Source organism: Aurantiacibacter suaedae (assembly GCF_005434915.1).
Taxonomy (GTDB): Bacteria; Pseudomonadota; Alphaproteobacteria; order Sphingomonadales; family Sphingomonadaceae; genus Alteraurantiacibacter; species Alteraurantiacibacter suaedae.
Map to the genome: position 1 here is coordinate 889,576 of NZ_SKCG01000002.1, position 23,999 is coordinate 913,574.

Annotated in this window: 24 protein-coding genes and 1 tRNA gene; 11 read left to right on the forward strand and 14 right to left on the reverse strand. The window is 63.2% G+C overall.

Annotation, left to right across the window (positions count from 1 at the left end):
• Position 1: 1 nt before the first annotated feature.
• Genes E0473_RS10645 through E0473_RS10655 form a run of 3 tightly spaced genes read right to left on the reverse strand, consistent with a single transcriptional unit; the run spans position 2 to position 2,234 of the window.
• Positions 2-319, reverse strand: a complete 318-nt coding sequence (locus E0473_RS10645) for a DUF2218 domain-containing protein (protein ID WP_137680813.1) — start codon at positions 317-319, stop codon at positions 2-4.
• On the reverse strand, positions 319-1,344 hold the full coding sequence (locus tag E0473_RS10650) for an amidohydrolase family protein (protein ID WP_137680814.1): 1,026 nt from the start codon (positions 1,342-1,344) through the stop codon (positions 319-321). Before E0473_RS10650 ends, E0473_RS10645 begins: the two co-directional genes overlap by 1 nt.
• Positions 1,341-2,234: a DUF1932 domain-containing protein gene (locus E0473_RS10655; RefSeq protein WP_421721786.1), complete on the reverse strand. Its 894-nt coding sequence runs from the start codon at positions 2,232-2,234 to the stop codon at positions 1,341-1,343. Before E0473_RS10655 ends, E0473_RS10650 begins: the two co-directional genes overlap by 4 nt.
• Positions 2,235-2,361: 127 nt before the next feature.
• On the opposite strand from E0473_RS10655, the gene E0473_RS10660 reads away from it, so the two are divergent.
• From E0473_RS10660 to E0473_RS10670, 3 genes are all read left to right on the forward strand, one after another.
• On the forward strand, positions 2,362-3,033 hold the full coding sequence (locus tag E0473_RS10660; RefSeq protein ID WP_137680815.1) for a 4-carboxy-4-hydroxy-2-oxoadipate aldolase/oxaloacetate decarboxylase: 672 nt from the start codon (positions 2,362-2,364) through the stop codon (positions 3,031-3,033).
• A gap of 4 nt (positions 3,034-3,037) precedes the next feature.
• Entirely contained in the window at positions 3,038-4,102 is a 1,065-nt protein-coding gene (locus E0473_RS10665; RefSeq protein WP_137680816.1) for a 4-oxalomesaconate tautomerase, read from the forward strand.
• 74 nt (positions 4,103-4,176) lie between these two features.
• Positions 4,177-5,061 carry an amidohydrolase family protein gene (locus E0473_RS10670; protein ID WP_137680817.1) on the forward strand — a complete coding sequence of 295 codons (885 nt, stop codon included), beginning with the start codon at positions 4,177-4,179 and terminating at the stop codon, positions 5,059-5,061.
• A gap of 38 nt (positions 5,062-5,099) precedes the next feature.
• On the opposite strand, the gene E0473_RS10675 is transcribed toward E0473_RS10670, so the two are convergent.
• From E0473_RS10675 to E0473_RS10695, 5 genes are all read right to left on the reverse strand, one after another.
• Complete coding sequence (locus tag E0473_RS10675; protein WP_137680818.1) at positions 5,100-6,653, reverse strand: diguanylate cyclase domain-containing protein; 1,554 nt, start codon at positions 6,651-6,653, stop codon at positions 5,100-5,102.
• Between the two features lie 28 nt (positions 6,654-6,681).
• Entirely contained in the window at positions 6,682-7,872 is a 1,191-nt protein-coding gene (locus tag E0473_RS10680; RefSeq protein ID WP_161981574.1) for a transaldolase family protein, read from the reverse strand.
• Between the two features lie 115 nt (positions 7,873-7,987).
• The gene (locus E0473_RS10685; RefSeq protein ID WP_137680820.1) at positions 7,988-8,800 is read right to left on the reverse strand and encodes a cephalosporin hydroxylase family protein; all 813 of its coding nucleotides are present in this window, start codon (positions 8,798-8,800) and stop codon (positions 7,988-7,990) included.
• A gap of 16 nt (positions 8,801-8,816) precedes the next feature.
• Positions 8,817-9,545 carry an FkbM family methyltransferase gene (locus E0473_RS10690; protein ID WP_137680821.1) on the reverse strand — a complete coding sequence of 243 codons (729 nt, stop codon included), beginning with the start codon at positions 9,543-9,545 and terminating at the stop codon, positions 8,817-8,819.
• Between the two features lie 4 nt (positions 9,546-9,549).
• Positions 9,550-10,740 (reverse strand): FkbM family methyltransferase, encoded by a 1,191-nt coding sequence (locus E0473_RS10695; RefSeq protein WP_137680822.1) that lies wholly within the window; start codon positions 10,738-10,740, stop codon positions 9,550-9,552.
• A 209-nt stretch (positions 10,741-10,949) separates the two neighbouring features.
• Here E0473_RS10695 and E0473_RS10700 point away from each other — a divergent pair, with 209 nt between their 5' ends.
• From E0473_RS10700 to E0473_RS10715, 4 genes are all read left to right on the forward strand, one after another.
• Complete coding sequence (locus E0473_RS10700) at positions 10,950-11,801, forward strand: NAD-dependent epimerase/dehydratase family protein (protein ID WP_137680823.1); 852 nt, start codon at positions 10,950-10,952, stop codon at positions 11,799-11,801.
• Complete coding sequence (locus E0473_RS10705) at positions 11,798-12,874, forward strand: radical SAM/SPASM domain-containing protein (RefSeq protein WP_137680824.1); 1,077 nt, start codon at positions 11,798-11,800, stop codon at positions 12,872-12,874. The genes E0473_RS10700 and E0473_RS10705 overlap by 4 nt, the downstream gene beginning before the upstream one ends.
• Entirely contained in the window at positions 12,871-14,079 is a 1,209-nt protein-coding gene (locus E0473_RS10710; RefSeq protein ID WP_137680825.1) for a glycosyltransferase, read from the forward strand. Before E0473_RS10705 ends, E0473_RS10710 begins: the two co-directional genes overlap by 4 nt.
• 64 nt (positions 14,080-14,143) lie before the next feature.
• Positions 14,144-15,070: a hypothetical protein gene (locus tag E0473_RS10715; protein ID WP_137680826.1), complete on the forward strand. Its 927-nt coding sequence runs from the start codon at positions 14,144-14,146 to the stop codon at positions 15,068-15,070.
• On the opposite strand, the gene E0473_RS10720 is transcribed toward E0473_RS10715, so the two are convergent.
• From E0473_RS10720 to E0473_RS10745, 6 genes are all read right to left on the reverse strand, one after another.
• Complete coding sequence (locus tag E0473_RS10720) at positions 15,067-16,302, reverse strand: glycosyltransferase family 2 protein (protein WP_137680827.1); 1,236 nt, start codon at positions 16,300-16,302, stop codon at positions 15,067-15,069. The genes E0473_RS10715 and E0473_RS10720 overlap by 4 nt on opposite strands.
• Positions 16,299-16,841 carry a dTDP-4-dehydrorhamnose 3,5-epimerase gene (rfbC, locus tag E0473_RS10725; RefSeq protein ID WP_137680828.1) on the reverse strand — a complete coding sequence of 181 codons (543 nt, stop codon included), beginning with the start codon at positions 16,839-16,841 and terminating at the stop codon, positions 16,299-16,301. Before rfbC ends, E0473_RS10720 begins: the two co-directional genes overlap by 4 nt.
• Positions 16,838-18,073, reverse strand: coding sequence for a class I SAM-dependent methyltransferase (locus E0473_RS10730; RefSeq protein ID WP_137680829.1), 1,236 nt, complete (start codon positions 18,071-18,073; stop codon positions 16,838-16,840). The genes rfbC and E0473_RS10730 overlap by 4 nt, the downstream gene beginning before the upstream one ends.
• Positions 18,033-19,136 (reverse strand): CDP-glucose 4,6-dehydratase, encoded by a 1,104-nt coding sequence (gene rfbG, locus E0473_RS10735; RefSeq protein WP_206663434.1) that lies wholly within the window; start codon positions 19,134-19,136, stop codon positions 18,033-18,035. The genes E0473_RS10730 and rfbG overlap by 41 nt, the downstream gene beginning before the upstream one ends.
• Entirely contained in the window at positions 19,118-19,891 is a 774-nt protein-coding gene (rfbF, locus tag E0473_RS10740) for a glucose-1-phosphate cytidylyltransferase (RefSeq protein ID WP_137680830.1), read from the reverse strand. Before rfbF ends, rfbG begins: the two co-directional genes overlap by 19 nt.
• Before the next feature lie 225 nt (positions 19,892-20,116).
• Entirely contained in the window at positions 20,117-21,064 is a 948-nt protein-coding gene (locus E0473_RS10745; protein ID WP_137680831.1) for a complex I NDUFA9 subunit family protein, read from the reverse strand.
• Between the two features lie 215 nt (positions 21,065-21,279).
• On the opposite strand from E0473_RS10745, the gene E0473_RS10750 reads away from it, so the two are divergent.
• The 4 genes from E0473_RS10750 (at position 21,280) to E0473_RS10760 (ending at position 23,936) form a co-directional block, all read left to right on the forward strand.
• Positions 21,280-21,366 (forward strand) — tRNA-Leu (locus tag E0473_RS10750).
• Positions 21,367-21,531: 165 nt separating this feature from the next.
• Complete coding sequence (locus tag E0473_RS15620) at positions 21,532-22,098, forward strand: tyrosine-type recombinase/integrase (RefSeq protein WP_241657448.1); 567 nt, start codon at positions 21,532-21,534, stop codon at positions 22,096-22,098.
• On the forward strand, positions 22,092-22,640 hold the full coding sequence (locus E0473_RS15625) for a tyrosine-type recombinase/integrase (RefSeq protein WP_241657449.1): 549 nt from the start codon (positions 22,092-22,094) through the stop codon (positions 22,638-22,640). Before E0473_RS15620 ends, E0473_RS15625 begins: the two co-directional genes overlap by 7 nt.
• A gap of 366 nt (positions 22,641-23,006) precedes the next feature.
• Positions 23,007-23,936, forward strand: a complete 930-nt coding sequence (locus tag E0473_RS10760) for a helix-turn-helix domain-containing protein (protein WP_137680832.1) — start codon at positions 23,007-23,009, stop codon at positions 23,934-23,936.
• Positions 23,937-23,999: the final 63 nt, after the last annotated feature.

The window sequence follows — 23,999 nt, forward strand, 5'->3', positions numbered from 1 at the left end:
CTCAGCAGTCCTCTGCCTCTTTCCAATCGTATGTGAGCGGGGCCTCGCGGAAGGCGAAGCGATCGATGTGTTCTTCGAGCACGCCGCGCATGTGCACATTGCGCTCCGCCTCGGCGGTGGTGAGCGTGATGGCGATGCCTTCGGGCCGCGCCATCAGCACCGCGCTATCGAGGTCGGAAAAGGGGAACGCCCCTATCCCATCATCTTCGTCGTAGGTGGCCGCCATCTTGTGGCTCCAGTGCTTGACCAGCTGCTGGATATAGCGCTCCGGCTTCTCGCACTTGGCGAAGCCGTGGGCAATGACCGGCCCCTCGCTCATCAGTAGCCCTTTTTCGCCAGCACCGCGTCAAGGCGGCCATAGACCTTGCGGGCATTGCCCTCGAAGATCATGTGCTTCTCTTCCGCGGAAATATCGAGCGCGTCGACATAGCGCTTGGTGTCATCGAAATAGTGCCCGGTCTGCGGATCGATCCCGCGCACCGCGCCGACCATTTCGCTGCCGAACAGGATGTTCTTGTTCTCGATCACGTCGGCCAGCAGGTTGATGCCCGGCTGGTGGTAGACGCAGGTGTCGAAGAACACGTTGTTCATCAGGTGCGTGTCGAGCGCCGGCTGTTTGAGCATGTCGGCAAGCCCGCGATAGCGGCCCCAGTGATAGGGCACCGCGCCGCCGCCGTGCGGGATGATCATCTTCAGCTTGGGGAAGCGGCTGAACAGGTCGCCTTGCAAAAGCTGCATGAAAGCCACGGTGTCGGCGGCGAGATAATACCCGCCGGTGGCGTGCATGGCCGGATTGCAGCTGCCCGAGACGTGGATCATCGCGGGCACGTCCAGCTCTTCCATCGCCTCGTACAGCGGGAACCAGTATTCGTCGGTAAGCGGTGGGTGCTCGAAGTGGCCGCCGCCCGGATCTGGGTTGAGGTTGCAGACCACGAAGTCCATTTCCTCGACGCAGCGGCGCAGCTCCTTCACGCTTTCGGAAAGATCGCTTTTCGGGCTTTGCGGCAACATGCAGCCGCCGATGAAGGTATCGGGGAACAGCTGGGTGACGCGGTAAATGAGATCGTTGCAGCGGCGCGCCCATTCGCTCGCCACAGCCTGATCGCCCACGTGCGGGGCCATGGCGGAGGCGCGCGGCGAGAAGATCGTGAAGTCGGCTCCGCGCTCCTTGATCAGCTTGAGCTGGTTTGCCTCGATCGTGTTGATGATCTCCTGATCGGAAATCTCAGGGTAAGGCGGGCACTCGGTGCCGTTCTTGTAGGCGGCCTTCTGCTCCTCGCGCCACGCATCGTGGCCCTTGGGCAGGACGGTGTAATGGCCGTGGCAGTCGATGATAAGGCTCATGCTTTGCTCTCTTCTCCCTCGGACTGGGTCCGGTCGTTAATCGCGATCAGCTTGGCGGCGAGGCCATCGGGTGGCGGGCTGATGCCCAGCGTGCCCAGAGCCTGCTGGCGGCTGACCGTGTTGTCGGTCATCAGCGGATCGATGCCAAGGTCGCGCAACATGCGCGCTGCCTCGGCCATTTCCGCACTACGGCGTTGGCCATGGATCAGCATCCGGTCAAGGTTGTAGTCCGCGCGCGTCGGCCAGTTGACCGGCTTTTCGCTCGCGTCGAGACTGGCGAGCACCTCGTCCAGTACGCCCGCGTTGTTAGCCGCCAGCACCATCTCGGCGGTCAGCGCCTCCAGCCCCTTCACCATCACCGAGCGGCACAGCTTGATCGCGCTGGCCTGCCCGATCTCGGGGCCGACTACGCGGGTGTTCGAAAAGCCAAGTGCGTGCAGCATTGCTTCGGCTTCGGCGGCGTGCTCGCCCGCGATCAGCAGCGGCACGGCCAGCGCTTTGTCGACCGGCGCCATCACCGCGACATCGACGTAACTGGCCCCGGCCGCTTCCACCGCTTCAGCCGCCGCCTGCTTGGTGCCCGGCGCGACCGAGTTCATGTCGCAGAACAGCGCGCCATCGGGCAGCAGAGGAGCATAGTCCTGCGCGGCCTTGAGCGCCTGATCGGCAGTGACGAGGCTGAGTATCAGCTCGGCTTCGGACAGCCCCTCGGCGGCATCTGCGCCCGCTTCCACCCGCCAATCGGCCATGGCGGCGCGGCGCGCGGCCAGCAAGTCCCAGCCCTTGGCATGACCAGCCCATTCACCGGCGCGGGCAAAGGTCGATCCAGCCTCACCGAAGCCGATCAGCGCCACGCGGGGGGCAATTGTGTTCGAATCTTTCACGCTCATCGCTCTCTCCGCTATCCCTCTAACAATTGTATGTGATGCTTACAACTTCTCACGTGACCGGCTTGACCTTGTCCGAGCGCGGGTTCAGTCAGCCGGCAAAGGTAAACCAGCAGGAGAATCGCTAGCCATGGGCGTTGTCGTCACCAAGATCGAACGGGCCGATCCCGAAGTCGTTAGTGCTCTGGGCAAGTGCGGTGTGGCCACCGTTCACGAGGCGCAGGGCCGCAAGGGGCTACTCGCCAGTTACATGCGTCCGATCTATCCCGGCGCGCGCATCGGTGCTTCGGCGATCACGATCTCGGTGCCGCCGGGCGATAACTACATGGTTCATGCCGCGATCGAGCAGTGCCAGGAAGGCGACGTGTTGGTAATCGCGCCCACATCGCCGTGTGAAGACGGCTATTTCGGCGATCTGCTCGCCACCTCGGCACAGGCGCGCGGCGTGCGAGGCCTCATCATCGATGCCGGCATTCGCGACGTGCGCGACCTCACTGAGATGGACTTCCCGGTCTGGTCGAAGCGCGTGTTCGCGCAAGGCACGATCAAGGCTTCGCTCGGCAGTGTGAACGTCGATGTGGTCTGCGCCGGAGCCTTCATCCGTGCCGGTGACATTATCGTGGCCGACGACGACGGCGTCTGCGTGGTGAAGCGCGAAGAGGCCGAAGAGGTGCTCAAGAAAGCGCAGGCGCGTGAAGCGAACGAGGAAGAGAAGCGCCAGAAGCTGGCCGATGGCGTGCTCGGTCTGGACATGTACGGCTTCCGCCAGAAGCTCACCGACATGGGCCTGAAGTGGATCTGATCTAATGAGCCAGTCTTTCGCACCAGTTAAATGGATGCGCGGCGGTACGTCGAAAGGCGGCTACTTCGTCGCCTCCGACCTGCCTGCCGACGAGAAGGAACGGGCCGAGTTCCTGCTTCGCGTGATGGGAAGTCCTGACCCACGCCAGATAGACGGCATGGGCGGGGCTGATCCGCTCACCAGTAAGGTCGCTGTCGTGAAGAGGTCGGAACGCGAAGGCATCGATGTCGACTACCTGTTTCTTCAGGTTTTCGTCGATCAGGCTATCGTCAGTGATGCGCAGAATTGCGGCAATATCCTTGCAGGGGTCGGCCCCTTTGCCATCGAAGAAGGCCTGGTGGATGCTACCGGCGCCGAAACGAAGGTGGCGATCTACATGGAAAACACAGGACAGGTCGCGGTGGCGACCGTCCAGACGCCAGACGGCATGCCGACTTACAAGGGCGATGCCAAAATCGACGGCGTGCCAGGCAGCCACGCACCCGTTCCGCTCGAATTCCGCGACACCGCCGGATCGAGCTGCGGCGCGCTGCTTCCCACGGGCAATCCGGTCGACGAGATCGAGGGTGTGCGCTGCACGCTGATCGACAACGGGATGCCCTGCATCGTGTTCAAGGCCGAGGACGTGGGCGCTACCGGCTATGAAACGCGCGAGGAGATGGAGGGCGACGGCTTCGCCGATATCCGTGCCAAGATCGAGAGCATCCGCCTTGCCGCTGGGCCGCTGATGAATCTGGGCGATGTGACAGAAAAGTCGGTCCCCAAGATGACCTTGGTCGCCCCTCCCAAGAACGGCGGCGCTGTCACCACACGCGTGTTCATTCCGCATCGCGCCCATGCCTCGATCGGCGTGCTGGGCGCCGTGACGGCGGCGACCGCCTGCCTGGTGGAGGGTTCGCCCGCTGCCGAGGTGGCGCAGATCCCCGAGGGCAAGGTCAAGACGCTGAGCATCGAGCATCCCAGCGGCGAGATGAGCTGTGTGATGACGATGGACGACAATGGCGAAGTTGCCAGCTCGGCCCTGCTGCGCACCGCGCGCAAGCTGATGGACGGGATGGTTTTCGTCTAGAGTTCGGGAACCGGAAGTAGAGACAATCCTTCGACAAGCTCAGGATGAGCGGAGTCGGGGCCTTGGAGAATTGTATGTCTGACCGTATTGTTTCGTGGCATCCCAATCCCAGCAAGCCGAGCTTCACGCCCCCGCCGGGCTCGGTGGACGCGCATTGCCACGTGTTCGGGCCGATGGACCCCTTCGGCTTTTCACCGAAGGCCAAGTATCTTCCTGCGGACGCCGGGCCGGAAATGCTGTTTGCTCTGCGCGACCATCTCGGCTTCGAAAAGAACGTGATTGTGCAGGCGAGCTGCCACGGCACCGATAACGCCGCCACGCTGAATGCCATCGCGAAGGCGGGCAACAAGGCGCGCGGTGTGGCCGTGGTCGACCCCGACATTTCGGAGGATGAGCTGCAGGCACTGCACCAGGGCGGGATGCGCGGTATACGCTTCAATTTCCTCAAAAGATTGGTCGACAACGCGCCTAAGGACAAGTTCCTCGAAGTCAGCAAGCGGCTGCCTGCGGGCTGGCACGTGGTGATCTATTTCGAGGCTGACATTCTTGAGGAACTGCGCCCATTCATGGACGCGATTCCCGTGCCCTTGGTCATCGACCATATGGGCCGCCCCGATGTTCGTCAGGGCCCGGATGGCGCAGATATGAAGGCCTTCCGCAGCTTTCTCGAAAGCCGCGACGACATCTGGTTCAAGCCGACCTGCCCAGATCGCCTCGACGCGATCAAGGAAGGCGGGCAGGGCGACCCGTGGGATGCCTTTGCCGAGGCCGTCGCCCCCTTGGTCGAAGACTATCAGGACCGCGTGATCTGGGGCACCGACTGGCCGCATCCGAACATGCAGGACGAAGTGCCCGACGATGGCCACGTGGTCAATATGATCCCGCGCATCGCGCCTACCGAAGAATTGCAGCAGAAGCTGCTCGTGACCAACCCGAACCGGCTTTACTGGTCCGACTGACGGCTTATCCGGCGCGGCATCGCTGAGGTGCCGCGCTATCAGGCAGCGCGGAATGCGCGGTGGGCGTTGGGTTCATCCTGATTGTCGCTGACCTCGCAGTCCCCGCAGGCGAGAGCGCAGGCAATGTGAAAGCGTGCGTCTCGGTTGCGCTTGGCCGTGTAGAGCGCGCGATCGGCGTGCTCCAGCAGCTCGTTTCCGCTACATGCGCCGCCTTCGTGGAGAAGCGTAGCCCCCAGCGAAGCGCCGGTCGGTACGGCCTTTCCGTTGTACTCGATCGGGGCCGCCAGCTCTCCCGCCAGCCTGTCGAGCAGCGAAGGAAGGTCGGTCAGGTGCTGGTCGTTCTGCAGCAGCAGCACCATCTGGTTTTCACTCAGACGAGCGGCGAAGCTTCCCATCAGCCAATTGCTGCGCAGGATAGCCGAGGCGCGGCACAGCAACGCGTCCGCTGCGGCGCGCCCGGCATTGTCGTTGACCGACTGCAGATCGTCCAGATCGATGAGCACGACACCCAGCGGCGCCCTGCTTTCTATCGTCGAGCGCACGACGTGGGCGAGCTTCTCCGTGAAGCGGTCGCGGTTCGCCAGGCCGGTGAGGGCATCGTTCTGGGCGCGATACTCCAGCTCCTGGATCAGCTTGTGCTTGTCGCTGACATCCTGAAGGACGCCGACGAGTGCGGTGGGCTGACCGTGGACGATTTCGACCTCGCCCGACACCCGCACCCGTTTGTGTGTGCCCTTCGCACCCACAAAGTCGGCTTCGAAATCGTAGCTTTCGCCAGTCTCCATCGCGCGTTCGATGCTCGTTCGCACCGTAGCCCTGTCTGCCGGGGCGAAGAAATCGACCGCATCGGCGAACGGAACTTCTTCTCCAACCGGTAACTCGTGGATCGCATAGACGCCTTCGGACCAGCTGATTTGGTTTCCGTCGAACGACAGGCGCCACGAGCCGATGGCCGCCATCCGCTCGGCCTGACGGAATTGCCGCTGCAGGCGACGCGTCGTCTCCACGTCCTCCTCAAGAGCTTTGCTGGCGTGAGCGTGGCGATAGAGATCGATGTGCTGCGCATAGAGCGATGCCATCAGCTCCGCGAAGCTTTCAAGCAGTGCGGTGGCCTGCGGGCCGAACTCGCGCCGCTCGTGCGAAAGCGCGCAGATCACGCCGACCGCTTCGCCAAGCCCGCTTTCATCGGCCTCCGCGAAAGCGGCAATGCCAGCGAAGGAGTGAACCTTGGCACCGCTTGTAACCAGAGGGTGATCCCTCAACAGCGGGTGCTTGGCTGCATCTGATGCGATCAGCGGCCCGGCATGGTCTGCGGCGGTAAGAGCGATCGATTGCTCCAGCAGGCAGCCCAAGCCGGTGGTGCCATATTGTGCGCTGGTCCATTGGTGCGACCAATTGCGCAGGCGTACCACCACTGTCTCGCAATCGAGAGCGCGGGCAAGCGATGCTGCAAGAGCGGGCAGAGCGGACGAATCTGCGGGCGCCTGCGTCCGAGGACGTGCAAGCGCAAACAGATTGTGATTCTGTCTATCTGTTGGTGCGACCCATTGCATGCTGTCAGTATTCACCCGAAGGGTAAATACTGACAGCATTTATGGGTAGGTGAACACGCCTAGTGCATCAGCCTTCGACAACCGAGCGCACAAAGTCGACCGTTTGCCGGGTGGCAGCGGCAAATTCCGTCGCCGTGGTCATGAAGCTGCCATAGCTTGCAAATTCGTGCGGCTTCATCCCCTCGAACTCGTAAGCCTGGCGGAAACTGGGCAGCTTCATGAGCTTTTCGATGCTGGCCTTGTTCGGCTCGCGTTCGATAGCTTTGGGGTCGAACGGGGCCAGTTCGTCTTCCACATCCATCAGCTGTTTGATGTAGCCCGGCGGACAGGTGTAGACGAAATCGCCGCCGGCGAAGTCCTGAATGTGGCGCGACACGGTGTTGCCGTCCTTGTCCTTTTCGACTCGCATCGAGCACTGCAGCATCTTCGACGGGTGGCCGCTATCCTTGCCGTACCAGTAGGCACGCTTGAGCACGGCTTCCTCGCCGTCGCGAATCTCGTCGAGCGAGAGGTCGATCCCGCGCAGCTTGGCTTCGAGCTTCCAGTCGCCCTTTTCACCCAGACGGCTCGACATGTGGGTGATGACGCTGCGCCAGTTGGAAAGATCGGTGCCCGCAGCCTTCGCACGCTGAAGGCCAGCGGTGACGGCAGCCATGCAGCGCGAATACTGGGCGACGGTGAAGCTAGTGGTGTTGTTGGTCGAGATGCCGCGCGCGGTCAGCTCTTCCAGGACTTCATAGCCTTCCTTCGAGCCGGGCAGCTTGACCATTACGTTCTCGCCCATTGCGGCGATCGACAGGCCCTGCGCCAACATTGCCTCCCCATCGGTGACGAAGCGCGGATCGACCTGGCCTGAAAGCATCCCATACTTGCCGCCCGAGGCCTTGAAGGCGGGCAGGATAGCATCGGCGCCCTTCTTCACCAGCTGGAGGTACATCTGCCAGTACACGCCCTCAACATCGAGCGCCTTGTCGGCCTTGGCAATATCGAGCACCAGCTGACGCCAGCCCTGCGGATCGAGCTGCACGGCCTGCAGGCTGAGCGGCGGATTGGTGGTGACGCCGCGGAAGCCCATCTCGGCAGGGTTCGCGGGGTCATAGAAACGGGTGAGCTGCGCTTCCCAGTCGGCGCGCTTGCCTTCGGGCGCGGCGGCGAGTGTCTCTTCCTTCCAGCTCGGGAACACGAGCGGCGAGCTGTCCCACCAGATCTCGCATTCGGGATTGGTTTCGGCGAGCTTTTCGAGGACGTGCTTGCTCATCATCATCTCCAGACTTTCAGGTGCTGAGCGCCATTGGCACCTGCAGCCGGACTAAGTCAATCGGGCGCATGGCCGATATGCCGTTGGTTTGTGACCTTTCGGTGGCCGTATGGCGTCAGACGCGGCGCAGGAACCCGTCGCACGAGGCGGTGATCACGATCTTGTTCTCGATGGTCTTGTCGAGTTCGAGCTTGAGCGGCTCGCCATCCGCGCCCGTTCGGCCCTCGGCGGCGAGGCGCTTCTGGTATTCCCACACGGCGGTTTTCGGATTGTCGCCTTTTCCCCAGGGCCGGTCGGCGCACATCGCATCGGGCAGGTCTTCCACGCCCGTATCCCACACCACGCAGTAGGAGCCTTTCGAGGTCAGCGGCGCATAAAGCTCCAGCTCGGCCAGCACGTGATCGTGGGTGTGGTTGGAATCGAGGAAGACCATGATTGTCTCGTGGCCCTCGGCCTCGGCCTTCACCTTGGCGAATATGTCCTCTGCGATGGACGAGCCTTCGATGGTGACAATCTTGTGCGCCATCGGATGCTGTTCGATGCCTTCGCGGTTATGCGGGCGGATGTCGATGTCGACGCCCACCACCTTGCGCTTGCTGGCGCGCGGATCGAGCGGCTGGCCCGCTTCCACCGCGTCGCAATAGTCGAGCATGGCCAGCATCGAGGCCGACAGGATCAGCGAGCCGCCATGGGCGATGCCGGTTTCGATGATGAGATCGGGGCGCACGGTCCAGATCAGCTCCTGAATTGCGTACTGGTCCTGCGGCACCTGAATGATCGGGCGGCCCAGCCAGGTGAAGTTCTGCGCATAGTTGTGGCGGATCGCCTCGCGCAGCCAGATGTTGGTCATACCGAGGAAGGCAGGGTCTTCCCCGATCCCGCGGATATTGTCCTGAACATATTTTGCGAAATCGGCATTGGCAGACATGCGGATAGTCCTTCGATCAAGCTAGGGCAGCGGCGTGGATGTCCCACCACTGCGTGCGCGGGGCGAGGCGGTTGCCTTCGCGGTCGCGCACGGTTGCGGCGTAGTGTTCCACCATGGATGGGTAGGGCAGCCAGTCGCCCGCGATATCGCGCCCGAGCGGGCCAGACGAACCGGCGGGGAACGTGTGGCCGGTGGCTGGGTCGGTGCGGCCTGCCACGGCCGACTGGTCGAGCAGTTTGAAACCGGTGTAACCGCAGGCATCGAGCGTCGCCATGTAGTCGAAGCCGAAACGGCAGTCCTCGACGCTGACGAACTCGGGCTTCACCTCGGCATGGGCGAGCTGATCGAGCACGATCTGGTCGACGCCCTCGACGTCGATCTTGCAATAAAACGGCACACCATGCTTGGCGAACAGATCGGCAAGCGTCACGCATTCGACGGTAATGGCCTTGCAGGCGCTGTCGTCACGTTTTGCCCAGCCGGGGTCGATGCTGCTCCAGTGATCGTTGTCGAGATTGACGAGGAACTGCGTCTCGCCCGCGCTTTCCCAGATCGCCGCGTGAACCACCGTAAGGTGGCCCTCTGCAATGGCCGGGGCGAAGCGCTTGGCCGCCTGTTCGCACAGGGCGGGATTAGCTTCGAGCGCAACGACCTTGTGGCCGAGCTTCAGATAGTAGTCTGTATCGTCCCCGTTGTTCATGCCGAGGTCGAAGATCAGGCCGTTGTTGCGGGCAAAGCGGGGCATGGCGTCAGGCACGCTCCTCGGGCAGGGCGTAGACGACCGCGCCGGTGCCGCACCAAGAATGGACGCGCATGAGGAAGCGGTAGCCGTCGAGCTTCTCCATGAGCCAGGCAGGCGTGCGCCAGATGCCATCGGCGTTGTGATAGGTGGTGATCGCAAGAACCGGGCGGTGCTGCTGGATCGTCTCCAGCGCGCCCTTGAGCGCGGCAAGCTCGCCGCCTTCGAGGTGCAGCTTTATAAAGTCGGGGGCGAGGTCGAGGCTGTCCAGCGTGACGCAAGGCAAGGTGTTCGCGCCACTCGCGGCAAACTGTGAGGCATAGCCGAGGCCGGCATGGAAGCTGCGTTCGCCCGCTGTGGCACCCAGCGCGAGAGGATAGACCTCGGCCCCGTCGCAATCGAATGCTGCAAGGTTCGCAGGATCGGGCTCGATCGCGACAACGGAGGTGGCGCGCAATCCGCGCAGGTCGGCGAACTTGCGCGAAACCTGTCCATGGTGCGCGCCACCATCGACGAAGCTGGCGAGCGCATCAATGCGTTCTATAATCTCGGGAATGAAAAAGCGGTTATGGCCTTCGATCGGGGCACCATCAAAGGTCCATTCTTCCCGCGCGATACGCCAGGCGAGAAACTGCAGGTGATAGGCGCGCGAAAGGTCGTCGTCCCACAGGTCAAGCACCTCGCAGGTCGCGGCATAGTCCGCCTGGACCATATTCCTGGCAAACCAGCCGTTCGATAGCGGATGGCGTGCGCGCTGGCTTTCGGCCACATCGTAGAAGGGCACGATGTCAGTCCAGCCCTGCGCGGCAAGCTCCAGCTCAAGTGGCTTGAACGGGGCGGTGGCGACGCACAGCACCAGCTGCGCGGTCTGCTTCAGTTCGCAAGAAACCTCGTCCGGGTGCGCGATGGTGAGACCGGCCCACGCAGCATCGGCGCGCAGGACCTCGGCATTCCGGTCGACCACCAGCGCGATCTCGTGGCCGAGCAGCGTGAAATAGTCGCGCGCCATGCGGCCCATGTCGCCGCCACCGTAAACCACCAGCGGCGAGCGTGGCGCAACCGGTGCGGCTCGGCACGTTGCGGATCGCAGTTCGCCCAGCAGCGCGCGGCCTTCCTCGCGTGACGGGGGCGCGAGGAAGGCGCGCTCGCCATAGCGGCTCGTCTGCGTCTGGCGAAATCCTGTGTGGTCCTTAAGGCTCATCGGCTCCGGTCGTTCTCGTTAACAGAAGGTCGAGACAAGAGCCTGGCTATGCCTCGCGGAATGCGCGCTAGGGGAGCACCCCGTTTCGCAATTCGCAAGGCGGCCCCATCCCGCCATTCCCCGGACTTATCCCAGCAAGTCCTAAGGAAAGTGTTAACCAAAATCAGTTAGAAATTCGGTGTGATTACAGTGCGAACCCTGGCCCCTGCATGAGCACCGTGATGCTCACCGGAGCGACCGGCTTTGTCGGTCGGGCGATCCATCGCTACCTCGCGCAGGCGGGCCATGCGGTGCGCGCGACCATTCGGCCGGGCTCGGAAGAGCGACTGGCAGCGCACGCCGAAACCATCGCAACATCCGACCTCTTCGCGCACGATCCGCAATGGTGGGCCGAGGCCTGCGAGGGCGTCGACGCGGTGATCCATGCCGCCTGGTATGTCGAGCACGGCAAATATCTCCACTCTGCCGAGAATGCCGCCTGTGTGAGCGGCAGCTTCGCGCTGGCGCAGGGCGCGGGCTTGGCCGGTGTGCGCCACGTGATCGGGTTGGGCACCTGCATGGAATATCGCCTGCCTGGCGAAGCGCTGAGCGTCGATACCCCGCTCGAACCGGGCAATTTCTACGCCGCCTGCAAGGTTTCCGCCTTTCACCAGATGCGCGAATGGCTGGCGCTGCACGATGTCGCATTCAGCTGGTGCCGCCTGTTTTACCTCCACGGCGAAGACGAGCACCCTGACCGGATCGGGGCCTATCTCCACCGCTCCTTGCGTTCGGGCGAGGTTGCCCGGCTCTCCGCCGGCACCCAGCTGCGCGACTTCCTCGACGTGCGCGCCGCCGGGGCGATGATCGCCAACGTGGTCGAAACGGGACAGACGGGCGTGATCAACATCTGCTCTGGCGAGGCGCAGAGCGTACGCCAGTTCGCCGAGACCATCGCCGACCACTACGGACGGCGCGACCTGCTTCAATTCGGCACCCAGCCTCCACGCCCCGGCGATCCGGCGGCGGTCGTCGGCGTGTGCAACCTCGAACAATCACCCAAACTCCGGGAGTTCCTATGAAAGCGCAGCTCAAGCCCCGCATCAACCTTGAGGGGCGGACCCCGCTCGAAACGGTGATCCCCCTCGCCACGCCCTTTGTGGTGTTCGTCGACCCGGCTAGCGCCTGCAACTTCCAGTGCAAGTTCTGCCCCACCGGCCACCGCGACATGATCGCCGAAACGGGCCGCTACCAAGGCGCGATGAAGTATGACGTCTTCACCAAGGTGGTGGACGACCTTGCCGCCTTCCCCGACCCGATCAAGGTGCTGCGCATGTACAAGGACGGCGAGCCGTTCCTGAACAAGCGGCTGGCCGACATGGTCCGCTATGCCAAGCAGGCCGACCATATCCTCTATATCGACACCACCACCAACGGCACCCTGATGACGCCCGAGCGCGCCGGACCGGTGATCGAGGCGGGCCTCGACCGGATCAACATCTCGGTCGATGGCATGACCAATGCGCAGTACAAGGAATTCACCGGGTTCGACTTCAACTTCCCCGAGTTCGTGAAGAACGTGAAGTGGGTGTACGAGAACAAGGGCGAGATGGAGATCTCGATCAAGATCCCCGGCGAGCTGATCACGGAAGACCAGAAAAAAGAGTTTTTCGACACCTTCGGCAACTATTGCGACCGCATCTTCGTCGAGAACTTCGCGCCGTGCTGGCCCGAGTTCGACATCGAGGCGCACACCGGCGTCACCATCTCGAAGGGCATCTATCAGCAGGACGTGACGCCCACCGACACCTGCCCCTATATCTTTTACGGCTATTCCGTGAATGCCGACGGGCTGGTCTCCTCGTGCTTCCTCGACTGGGGCCGCAAGCTGATCATCGGCGACGTGCGCGAACAGTCGATGCGCGAAATCTGGAATTCGGAGAAAATGAACGCGCTGCGCCTGCAGCACCTGCAAGGGCGGCGCTGCGAGAACGGCGTGTGCGGCGGCTGCGGCCAGCTCACCCACTGCCTGCCCGACAATGTCGACGCATATCGCCCGATGCTGCTCGAAAAGTTCAAGCGCGAAGTGGCACTCAACCCGAGTGTCGAGGCTCCGGGTGGCCGCTTCAACCCTGACCGGATCGCTGCCGAATGAGGATCGTCCACCTCGTCGCCCATCTCGGCGGAGGTGTGGGCAAGGCCCACTCCGCGCTGTGCGGGGCGGACGGGGGCGACGTACGGCGGCACTATGTGCTGCTCGAGCAGCCGCGTGATCGGCGTTATGTCGATGCGGTGATCGCGGCGGGGGCCGAGGTGACCGTTGCGCCGACGCCCGCCGAGGCGCGTGCGCTGATTGCCGAGGCGGACATTCTCCAGGTCGAATGGTGGAACCACCCGAAGCTCTATGAGGCGCTGGTCCGCTGGGCCTTGCCTGCCAGTTGCACCGTGTTCTGGTCGCACGTCTCGGGCCTTCATGCGCCTTTCATTCCGCCCGCGCTGGTGAGCGCGCCTGAGCGGTTCCTGTTTACCTCATCCTGTTCGGTGGCCCGGCCAGCCGTTAGCGGTCTGTCGGAAGAAACGCGCCGACGCATCGACGTCGTCAATTCGGGCTTCGGGTTCGGATCGAGCGGCAGGCCAAGCCTGCGCCGCGCCGGGCGGGTAGGTTATCTCGGTACGGTCGACTTTTCCAAGTTGAGCCGCGACTTTTTCGCCGTGGTCGAGCGCGCGGGGGCGGCTGAGCCGGTCTCGCTGTGGGGAGCCGTCGATGCAGATAGCGAGGTGCTCGCGCATCGCTCGCAAGCGGTCCGCTTTGAAGGCCACGCTGCCGATCCCGAAGCAGCCCTGCGGCAGACCGGCATCTTCCTTTACCTGCTCCAGCCCGAGCATTTCGGCACAGCGGAGAACGCGCTGGTCGAGGCCATGAGCCTGGGCTGCGTGCCACTGGTGTTCGACAACCCTGCCGAACGCGCCATCGTCGAGCACGGCCGCACCGGCTTTGTGGAAACGAGCGTCGATGCAGCAGCCGAACGCTTGCGCTGGATGCTCGCCAATCCCGGCGAGGTGATGACGATGGGTGTGGCCGCAGCCGAGGCCATGGCCGCAACGCGCAACCCGCGCCAGTCCGCGCAGCAGCTGGCCGCGATTTACCGCGAAGTGATCGACCTGCCCAAGCGCCAGATCGACTACGCCGCGCTGCTCGGGGCGACGCCTGCGCTCTGGTATCTCTCCACCCAAGGCGGCTGGGCGATGGATGCGAGCCCGCTCGGCCCCGCACGCAAGGGAACGCTGGCGCACTTTGCGCAGAGCTTTCCAGGCGATGCCTCTTTCGCCGCCTTGCGAACCAAGGCCGCCGTCGCCTAACCGCGAAGGTCCGCCACCATACAATCAGCTTGATGGCTTTGCCGAAGGCCTACGGGGACATAGTTTGAAGGTCATTATCCACGCAGGGTGCGCGAAGAACGGTTCCACCGCTTTCCAGACACTGATGCATCGCATTGGCCCCGCACTGGCCGATCACGGGGTTTACTATCCCCCTGCGGTGCTCGGCCACCGCGACTTCGCCGAGCGGGCCTACGTCGATGACTATGCCTGGGTCGACCGCGTGATGGCCGACGCCCAAGCCCGCAGCGCAACGACGCTGCTGATATCGAGCGAACACTTCCAGAATATGCTGTGCCAGAAGGTCTATGGCGTCGGTATCGCATTTGCCTTCCGCGAACGCGGGGCGGAGGAGGTCCGCTACGTCTTCTCGGTCCGTGACCCGTTCGATTATTTCGAATCGATCTATGCCGAAGCGGCCAAGTGGTTTCCGATCAGCTTCGAGCAGGCGGCCAATGCGGCACTTCGCCAAGGCAGCTTCTGGACGTCTTGGCAGGGGCTTGTGCCTGTCGCCTATGCCTTCAATTACGCAACAGTTTTTCGCGAGTTTCGCGATTATCTGGCAGCCGTGGATCCGGCGATCACGCTGGATTGCTGGGAACTGTCGGACTTTGCACAGGGCTTTGCCGGTCGCCGCATTCTCGAAACGGCGGGTGTGGGGGACGACGTTCTGCGGCAAATCGAAGCCGGTCTTGCATCGGGCCAGATTACGATTGTCCGCAACCAGCGCAGCAGCGCGCAGGACATCGAGACATTGCACGCGCAGCAATATCTGTTCGGCACCGCGGTGCTGCCGTCACTGGCCGCAGAGAAGAGCAATCAGCTTGAGCCGGTTGCAAATCTCGTCGCCCAGATTGCGGAAACCAAGCTGCATCACATCAATTCGCAGCGCGAGGCCTTCCGCGCCCGCTTCGCCGACCGATTTGCGAACTGGCGGGAGTGTCTCTCGCAGATCGAGGGGGGCTGCCGCTAGACCACCACGTTCCCCAGCAGTTCCTGCTCAAGGAAAACGAACCCGCGCGGATGGCCGCGTTCGATGAACTCGTCGGCGCGCTCGGCGCTTGAAGCGAGTACGGCGGTCGTTGAAGGGTCCGCAGAGCCGCCATCGGCCACGACTTCCACGTTGTCGCGCAAGCCCATGCTGGTGAGCAGCTCGGCGATGTGCGCCACGTCCTGCGTGTCGCTGAGCACCAGGTGCGTGATCTCGGGTACGGCGCTCACAGCATAGGCAAGGCGTTGCAGGCCGACCATGACAGGCAGCCGGTCCTTGAGATCGCCAAGGCTCGGGTGCTCGCCCTGTCCGGCGATGACCATGCGGGTGTAAAGCTCGTAGGCGCGCACATAATCGTGCCGGGCTACCCACAGCCGCACGGCGACCGACATCCGCAGTGCGGTGAAGATCTGGCACATCTTGGCGTAGATCGCGCGCGCCTCTTCCCCCATCGAGAGCTGACCGCGCGCTGCGCCAAAGTGGAGGAAGTATTCGAGCCCGCCGCGATAGAGATCCCATGATGACATGACATCGTCCATGCCCGCCTGCGCCCGTTCGGGCGCGACGGTGGAGGCGGTGACCGAGCGGTAAAACGGCTCCTTCAGGAAAGCGACTGCGCCCGCATCGAGGAAGTGCGCGAGATAGACGAAGGGCCAGAAGCAGAAGTGGCTAGGCACGAAGGCGGAGCGCACCGCGTCCATTCGGTAGATCGCGATCTCCGGGAAGACATGGCCCTGAAACAGGAACTCGAACACCGAGAGGAAATCGCCCTGAGCGAATTTGGTGTCCTCGGCCACTTCGTAGAACTTGCGGGTATCGACGCGGTTGACCTCGTCGTGAAGATACCACGGCGCGTGTGCCGCGCTGACGTCGGGGTTGGCATCGAGAAAGGCCACCACCTCGGCGATGCGCGGCAGGATCAGCAGGTCGTCATCGCCCTGATAGATCATGTAGTCGCCTTGCGCGTGGCGAATGGCATTGGTGAGATTGGGGCCGGGGCCGGCGTTCACCGGACAGCGCAGATAGCGGATCGGCAACCCTTGCGCGATAAAGCGCTCGACCACCTCGGCGGTGGAATCGGTGGAGGCATTGTCCGAAATCACGATTTCGTGCGCGAAGGGCCACTGCGCCTGCGCCAGACAGGCCAGCGCCTTTTCGAGATAGGGCGCACGGTTGTAGGTCGGGATGCAGATAGAGAGCTTGGGCTGGGTCATGCGGTTACCTCTTCGGTAAAGTCAGGGCAGGCGGCGTCGCGCGCGCCGATCACGGCGGGCGGCATCGGCCAGTCGATGGCAAAGGCGGGATCGTCCCAGCGCAGGCAGCGTGCGGCACCGGGCACGTAGGGGGTGCTCATCTGGTAGAACAGCGCGCTGTCATCCTCGAGCGTGAGGAAGCCGTGGGCGCAGCCGGCGGGGATGTAGAAGGCATTGGCGCGGCGCTCGTCCAGCTCGACCGCGGCCCAGTTGCGATAGCTCGGCGAGGCAGGGCGCAGATCGAGCGCGACGTCATAGACCCGCCCGCGCGTGGCGCGCACCAGCTTGGCCTCGCCGTGCGGTTCGGCCTGCCAGTGCATCCCGCGCAGGGTGCCGCGCTTGGGGTTGGTGGAGATATTGCACTGCTGCCATTGTGCCACGAGGCCGCGCTCGGCGAAGATTTCGGCGCAGAAGGTGCGCGCGAAGGTGCCGCGCTCGTCCTGCAGCATCTCGGGCTCGACCTCGAAGGCCCCGGCGATGGCGGTCGCGTGAAAAATCATTCCAGCACCGCCATCTCTGGCACTGCGACGGCGAACTTGCCGCCCCAGCTTCGCACCTCGGCCATTGATGCCATGACCTCGTCGCGCAGGTTCCAGGGCAGGATCAGCACATAGTCGGGCCGCGTTTCGGCCAGCGTTTCAGGCGGCAGCACCGGGATGCGGCTGCCGGGCAGGTAGCGCCCCTGCTTGGCCGGACTGCGGTCGACCACATAGGTGATCTGCTCCGCGCTGACGCCGCAGAAGTTGAGCAAAGTGTTGCCTTTTGCAGCGGCGCCATAGGCGGCGACTGTCTTGCCCTCGCGCGCGGCCCCCTTGAGGAAGCTCTGCAGGCCCTCGCGAACAGGGGCGATGCGGCTCTGGAACGCGGCATAGGTTGCGAGCTGGTCGAGCCCGGCCTCCGCCTCGTCGGCGCGGACCTTGGCGAGGCCGGGGCAGGCCGGATGGGCCTCGCTAGCATCGCGGCAGGCGAACAGGCGCAAGCTGCCGCCGTGGGTGGGCAGTTCCTCGACGTCGAACACCCTGAGGCCGTGCACGGCAAACACCCGCTCCACCGCCAGCAGCGACAGGTAGTAGAAATGCTCGTGATAGACGGTGTCGAACTGCACCCCTTCGATCAGCTGCAACAGGTGCGGGAACTCGACGCTGACGACGCCATCGGGCTTTAACACTGCGGTAAGGCCGCCGACGAAATCGTTGATGTCGGGCACGTGGGCGAGCACGTTGTTGCCGACTACCAGATCGGCAGCGAGGCCGCGCGCCGTCAGATCGCGGGCGGTTTCCAGCCCGAAGAAGCGCGCCTCGGTCGGCACACCGGCTTCGCGCGCAACCTCGGCGACATTGGCGGCAGGCTCGATGCCGAGGACCGGCACGCCCGCTGCGACGAAATGCTTGAGCAGGTAGCCATCGTTGCTGGCGACCTCGATCACCTGCGATTGCTCGCCAAGCCCGAAGCGTTCGCGCGCCATCACGGTGAAGCGCCGCGCGTGCTCGACCCAGCTATCGGAGTAGGACGAGAAATAGGCGTAGTCGGAGAAGATGTGTTCGGGGGCTACGAAGCTGTCGGCCTGCACCAGCCAGCATTCCCCGCAGACGAAGGCGCGCAGCGGATAGCTTGGCTCGGGCTGATCGAGCTGCTCCTCGGTCAGATAGGAATTGGCAAGCGGGGTCGCGCCGAGGTCGACGAAGGGCTGGTCAACCGGCGCTCGGCAAAACCGGCATGGACGCGTGGTCATGCATCAGCTCCTCGTAGGCTGCGATCTGGGAAAGGGTAAACTTGCGCATATCCGCGCCCTGGCGGTGGGCGTCGTACCAGTTTGCGGTCCACGCGACGGTTGCGGCGCGGTCGAGCCGGGGGTGCCAGCCGAGCACTTCGCCGGCGCGGTGCGAGGTGAGGGTGAGAACCGGGGCCTCGGCCGGGTGCTCGCCGGGGGCCTGTTTCCAGATGTCGTTCACGCCGAAGCGATGGCCCAGTTGCTCGGCCAGCTCGGCCACGGTAGCAAAGTCGCTGGCATCGGGACCGAAGTTGAGCGTTTCGGGCATGTCGCGGGTGCGCTCGTACAGCGCTTGCGCATATGCGAGATAGCCGGACAGCGGCTCCAGCACATGCTGCCATGGGCGCACCGCTTGGGGGTAGCGCAGCTCGGCGGGCCGACCTTGGCCGAGCGCGCGCACGATATCGGGCACAAGCCGGTCCTGCGCCCAGTCGCCGCCGCCGATCACATTGCCGGCGCGCGCCGTCGCCAGCGCAACGCGGCCATCGCCGAAGAAGCTCTTGGCATAGCTCTGGCAGACCAGTTCGGCGCAGGCCTTGGAGGCGGAGTAGGGATCGTGGCCGCCCAGTCGGTCGCCTTCGTCGAAGGGACGGCCCGCGCCGTCGTTGGCGTAAACCTTGTCGGAAGTGACCACCAGTACGGTGCGCACCGAAGGCACTTGTCGCACGGCTTCGAGCAGGTTGACCGTGCCCATGATGTTGGTGGCAAAGGTGCCCGCCGGATCGGCATAGGAGGGGCGCACCAGCGCCTGCGCAGCCAGATGGAGCACAATCTCGGGCTGAGCCCTGCGCGTGATTTCTGCGAGCCTTTCGCCATCGACAATATCGGCGAAATTGCTTTCGGCGGTGACCGGCCCGGCCAGATCGAAAAGCGAAGGCTCGCTTTGCGGTTCGAGCGCCACGGCGGTCACCTCGGCCCCCAGCCGTTCCAGCCACAGGCACAGCCATGCGCCCTTGAACCCGGTGTGCCCGGTCACAAGCACGCGGCGGCGCTGCCAGAACGCGGTCAGGTCCAGACCTTCCACGGTGCCCTCCCGCTGTTCCACAGGTCTTCGAACTGCATCTTCTCGCGCAGCGTATCCATCGGCTGCCAGAACCCGTCGTGCTCGTAGGCGGCGAGTTGGCCCGTCTGGCACAGATGCTGGAGCGGCTTGCCTTCCCACACGGTTGCATCGCCATCGATCAGGCCCAGCACGCTCGGATTGAGCACAAAAAACCCGCCGTTGATCCGCTGGTTCGAGACCGCCGGTTTCTCGACGAAGGCGGTGACGCGCCCGCCCTCGATATTGGCTACGCCGAAGCGGCCCGGCGGCACCACTGCGCACATCGTGGCGTCCAGACCATGAGCATGGTGAAAGGCGATTTCGGCGGTCAGGTCGATATCGCCGAGGCCGTCACCATAGGTAAGGCAGAATGGCTCATCCGGATCGAGATAGCGTGCCACGCGGCGCAACCGCCCGCCGGTCATCGTGTCGCGGCCTGTATCGACCACGGTGACTTTCCAGTCGACCTCGTCGGCATGATGATGCTCGATCCGGCCGGTTTTCAGGTCGATGGTGATGTCGTTGTGATGCACGAAGAGGTTGGCGAAATACTCCTTGAGCATGTAGCCCTTGTAGCCCGCGCAGACGATGAACTCGTTGATGCCGTGGTGGGCATAGGTCTTCATGATATGCCAGATGATCGGCTTCTCACCGATCTCGACCAGCGGCTTGGGCTTAATCGTGGTCTCTTCGGAAATGCGCGAGCCGAAGCCGCCTGCAAGGATCACAGCCTTCATCGCGCGCGCCTTGCACAGGGCCGGTGCGACTGCGCGTTGCACGCCCATGCCCTTACCAGCTGATCTTCGCTCCTGCTCATGCAGGCCCCCTATCGGCTATCCAGGTGCCTACGCAGAAAAGGCGCAGTTTTCCCGTGGTTTCCGACGGCTTTAACCAGCCATTAAGTATGATGACTGAAGCGCTCTCTAGTCAAATATACCTAGTCGCGCAGGCAGGCACCAGGCTCAGGCGGGCTTGCGCTGGGCGGTAAAGCGGCCGTGCTTGCGATAGCGGGTCATCCACTTGTCGAGAAACAGCGACAGCGGCTTGGCCGTGACCCCGAGAGCGTCGATCCCCGGCAGCGTGTCGCCGGCCACATTGCCCTTTTCAAGCATTGCCAGCTGGTCGCCATTGATCGGCGCGAGCGGCATGGAGGCGATGAACCGCGCGAGGGCATCTGGCATCGCGAACAAGATCGGATCGCGCTGCTGCGTCTTGGCGATGGAGCGGTTAATCTCCTCCATCGTCATCTGGACGGGCCCGGCGACCTCGTAGGTCTTCCCGCCATGGGTGGCAGGCGCGGCGAGGGCATTGCCAATGGCCTCGGCAAGGTCGGCGACCCACACGGGCTGAAGTTTCGATTCGGCACCGAACACCGGCAGCACCGGCATCGATTGCACCAATTGTGCAAACATTGGCACAAAGCCGCCTTCCTCTCCGAACACCGCCGAAGGGCGCAGGATGGCGGCCTGCGGGAAGGCTTCGAGTACCAACTGCTCGCCTTCGCCCTTGGTGCGATAATAGCCGGTTTCGCTCTGCGCATCGGCGCCGATCGCCGAGACATAGACGAAGCTTTCCGCGCCTGTAGCCTTGGCTGCGGCCGCGGCAACACCGGCGCCGGTTGCCTGCAAGGCGCGCTGGTTCTTACCGAAGGTGCCGACGAGATAGACCACCGCATCGGCGCCCGTGACGCAGGCTTCCACGCTCGCCTTATCGGCCGCGTTGCAGCGGGCAAACTGGATCTGGCCGAGGTTTGCAAGCGGCTTGAGGTCGAAAGCCTTTTCAGGATTTCGCGCGGCAATCCGCAGCCGTGCGCCACGCTCAAGCAGATCCTGCGCGACCTGCCGGCCGATAAAGCCGCTCCCGCCGATGAGGACGACGAGCTTGTCTTCGAGCGGGCCGTAATTTGCCATGCGTCTGGTTCCTTTGCGCGGAGCGATTGAGGCTGTTTGACCAGCCTTTAAGCGAGGTAGGGGGCTGCGGGCAACAAGGGAGATGAGGCGTCGCCCTAGGGAGACGAGAAGAAAATGCGCCTCAGAGGCTCAATCGAATTGACAAGCCTGGCCGCAGTGCCCTATCGGCGCCGGCCTACCCGATGCGGACCTTGGATGATCCGCATTCGATGTGTGCCCAGATGGCGGAATTGGTAGACGCACCGTCTTCAGGTGGCGGCGCTCGCAAGGGCGTGGAGGTTCGAGTCCTCTTCTGGGCACCATTTGTTCTTCTCACGTTCTCCCAAATAATCTATAAAACCCGCAGAAATCCTAGGGATTTGGCCCTTAGATCGTTCCGGATCGTCCCGCCTGTTCTCGGGGGTTCCAGACACTTTTGTGGGCCTTTTGAGGCCGTTTCGCAAAGGCCCAGATAAAAAGGCCCCCACATGCCGCTGACAGATACTCGCCTCCGCGCACTCAAGCCCAAAGATAAACCGTACAAGGTAACCGATGAGCGCGGCCTATATGTTGAGGTCACGCCGACCGGCAGCAAGCTTTGGCGATTTCGATACCGGATCGGCGGTGCGCAAAAGAAGCTCTGCATCGGCAGCTATCCCGACATCAGCCTCACGCAAGCGCGAGGCGCGGCCTACGAGGCACGACGAACCGTTGCTTCTGAGGGCGACCCTGCATTTGAGAAGCGGAAGCGGAAAATCCGCGCCGAGTTCCTTTCTGCACAGACGTTCGAGGCAGTCGCACGTGAGTATATTGAACAGATGATGGTCCAGAACGGCCGAGCCGATGGCACGATCGTCAAGGCCAACTATTTCCTCGACAAGCTTGCCCCTGCCATCGGGAACAGACTCATCAACGAGATTGAGCCATTCGAAGTCCCGGCTCCGCTCAAACGGCTGGAAGCCACTGGCAAGCACGAGACTGCGAAGAAGTGCCGGTCGTTCGCAGGCCGCGTATCGCAACGACCCGTTGCAAAGCCGATCCAACCAGCATGCTGAAGGGCGCTCTCGTAACGCTGCGAGCCACACACTACGCGGCAATCTTGGAGGCCAGCGAACTGGGCGGGCTGCTACGAGTTATCGACGACTACACCGGCTACATTGTCACGAAGTTCGCCTTGCAGATCGTTCCGCGTGCATTTACGCGGACCGGTGAACTCAGGCACGCTGAGAGGCACGATTTCGACCTTATCGATGGTGTCATGAAAATTCCTACCGGGAAGATGAAAGCGCGCCGTCCGTACGCAGTCCCACTCTCGAAGCAGGTTGTCGGGCATCTCACCGACCTTGCTGAGTTGCTCGGCTATGAGGGATACGTGTTCCCGTCTGCCAGAAGCTCCAAGCGTCCTATGAGCGAGAATACGCTCAATGCCGCTTTCCGTCGCATGGGCTTTTCGAAGGAAGAAGTCACTGCTCATGGTCTGCGTGCGACGGCATCAACGCTTCTGAATGAGTCTGAGGGTCGCCATGGACATAGCGCCAGCCGCGCCTCTCGCTCCGCTTCTCTTAGGCGGCCCGTTGAGCCTTCTCTTTCGGGGTAAGCTCGTGCTTTTCCCGTGTACAACTTTCCGTGATCTCGATTTAGACCGTCTGCGTTCCGTCCGAGAAGCGACTGGGCTCATCATCATGTTTGAGCTTGAAGCCCTGTACCTCCGCTGCGGCTTCCAGCTTGGGCAGGAAATCAGCGACGCGACCAATCGATTGTTTGGTAATGCTGCACGAGATCAGCCTCCTTGCGAAGCCTGAATCACACCCTATCAATCCAATCAATGGGTCCTGAGCCTAGGGCTCGGCGCTCCGGGCGGACCTATCTCGACTCGTGCATGCGAAAACCCTATTAGAAGCAACCGAAGTGTCAGTGCCGCAAGCGACGGCAGGCCAGGGGAAAGAGGAAAGGCGGTGAGCAATTGCTAAGCATCATCTCGACCCGCGACCATGAACCGCGCGAGCGGCTGGATTTCTGGAACGAGCTGATCGGGTCTACCTACGACGGCATGAGCATCGATGGTGTGGACGGCCCCTTCAATGCCAGCCTTGGCGTCTGGCAGAGCGATGCCTTCCGGATCGTGCGCCCACGCTCGCGTCCGGCCATGATCGTCCGCCACGAATGCGGCCGCACCAGCTCCACCAAGCGCACCTTCCTGATGCACATGACGACTCAAGGCCAGATCGAGATGGAACAGCGCGGACGGAAATCGATGCTGGGGCCGGGCGATCTGGTGATCTGCGCGGCGGAAGAGTATTATCGCTTCAACGCCGCCACGAACCATGAAATGATGGTGGTGGAGTTCGACGGCGCGACCGCACTTGATCGGCTGCCCACATTCGAAGAGCACGTGGCCCGTCCGATCCGCGCAGGCCTGCCCGGCACGCGCATCATCCGTCGCTACATGGATTCGCTGTGGCAGGAGGGGCGCGAAGACCTGCCGCCGGGGCAAAGCACCGTCCATGCCAATATCCTGCTGGACATGACCATCGCCTGCCTTTCTGAACCGGCCGGCACCCTGCGTCCGGCAGCCGATCGCACCTTGGCCCAGCTGGAAGATGCCATCGGTGCCCGGCTCGATGATTACACCCTTCGCCCGTCCTCGCTGGCGGCGGACCTTGGCATTCCGCTGCGTACGCTGCAGGATGTGGCTGCCCGCGCCGGGACGACGCTCAACACCATGATCCTGCGCCAGCGGTTGCAGCGCGCCACGCAACTGCTGCGAAAGCATTCCGGTGCCAGCATCGCCGATGTCGCTGACGCCTGCGGTTTTTCGGATCCGTCCTACTTCGCCCGCCGCTTCGCCCAGCATTTCGGGATCAGCCCGAGCGAATACCGATCCTGCAACTGATGGGCTTTTGAGCAGCGCCTGCTGCGTATTCGTCCGCATATCCGCGCGTCCGTCCTAACCCGG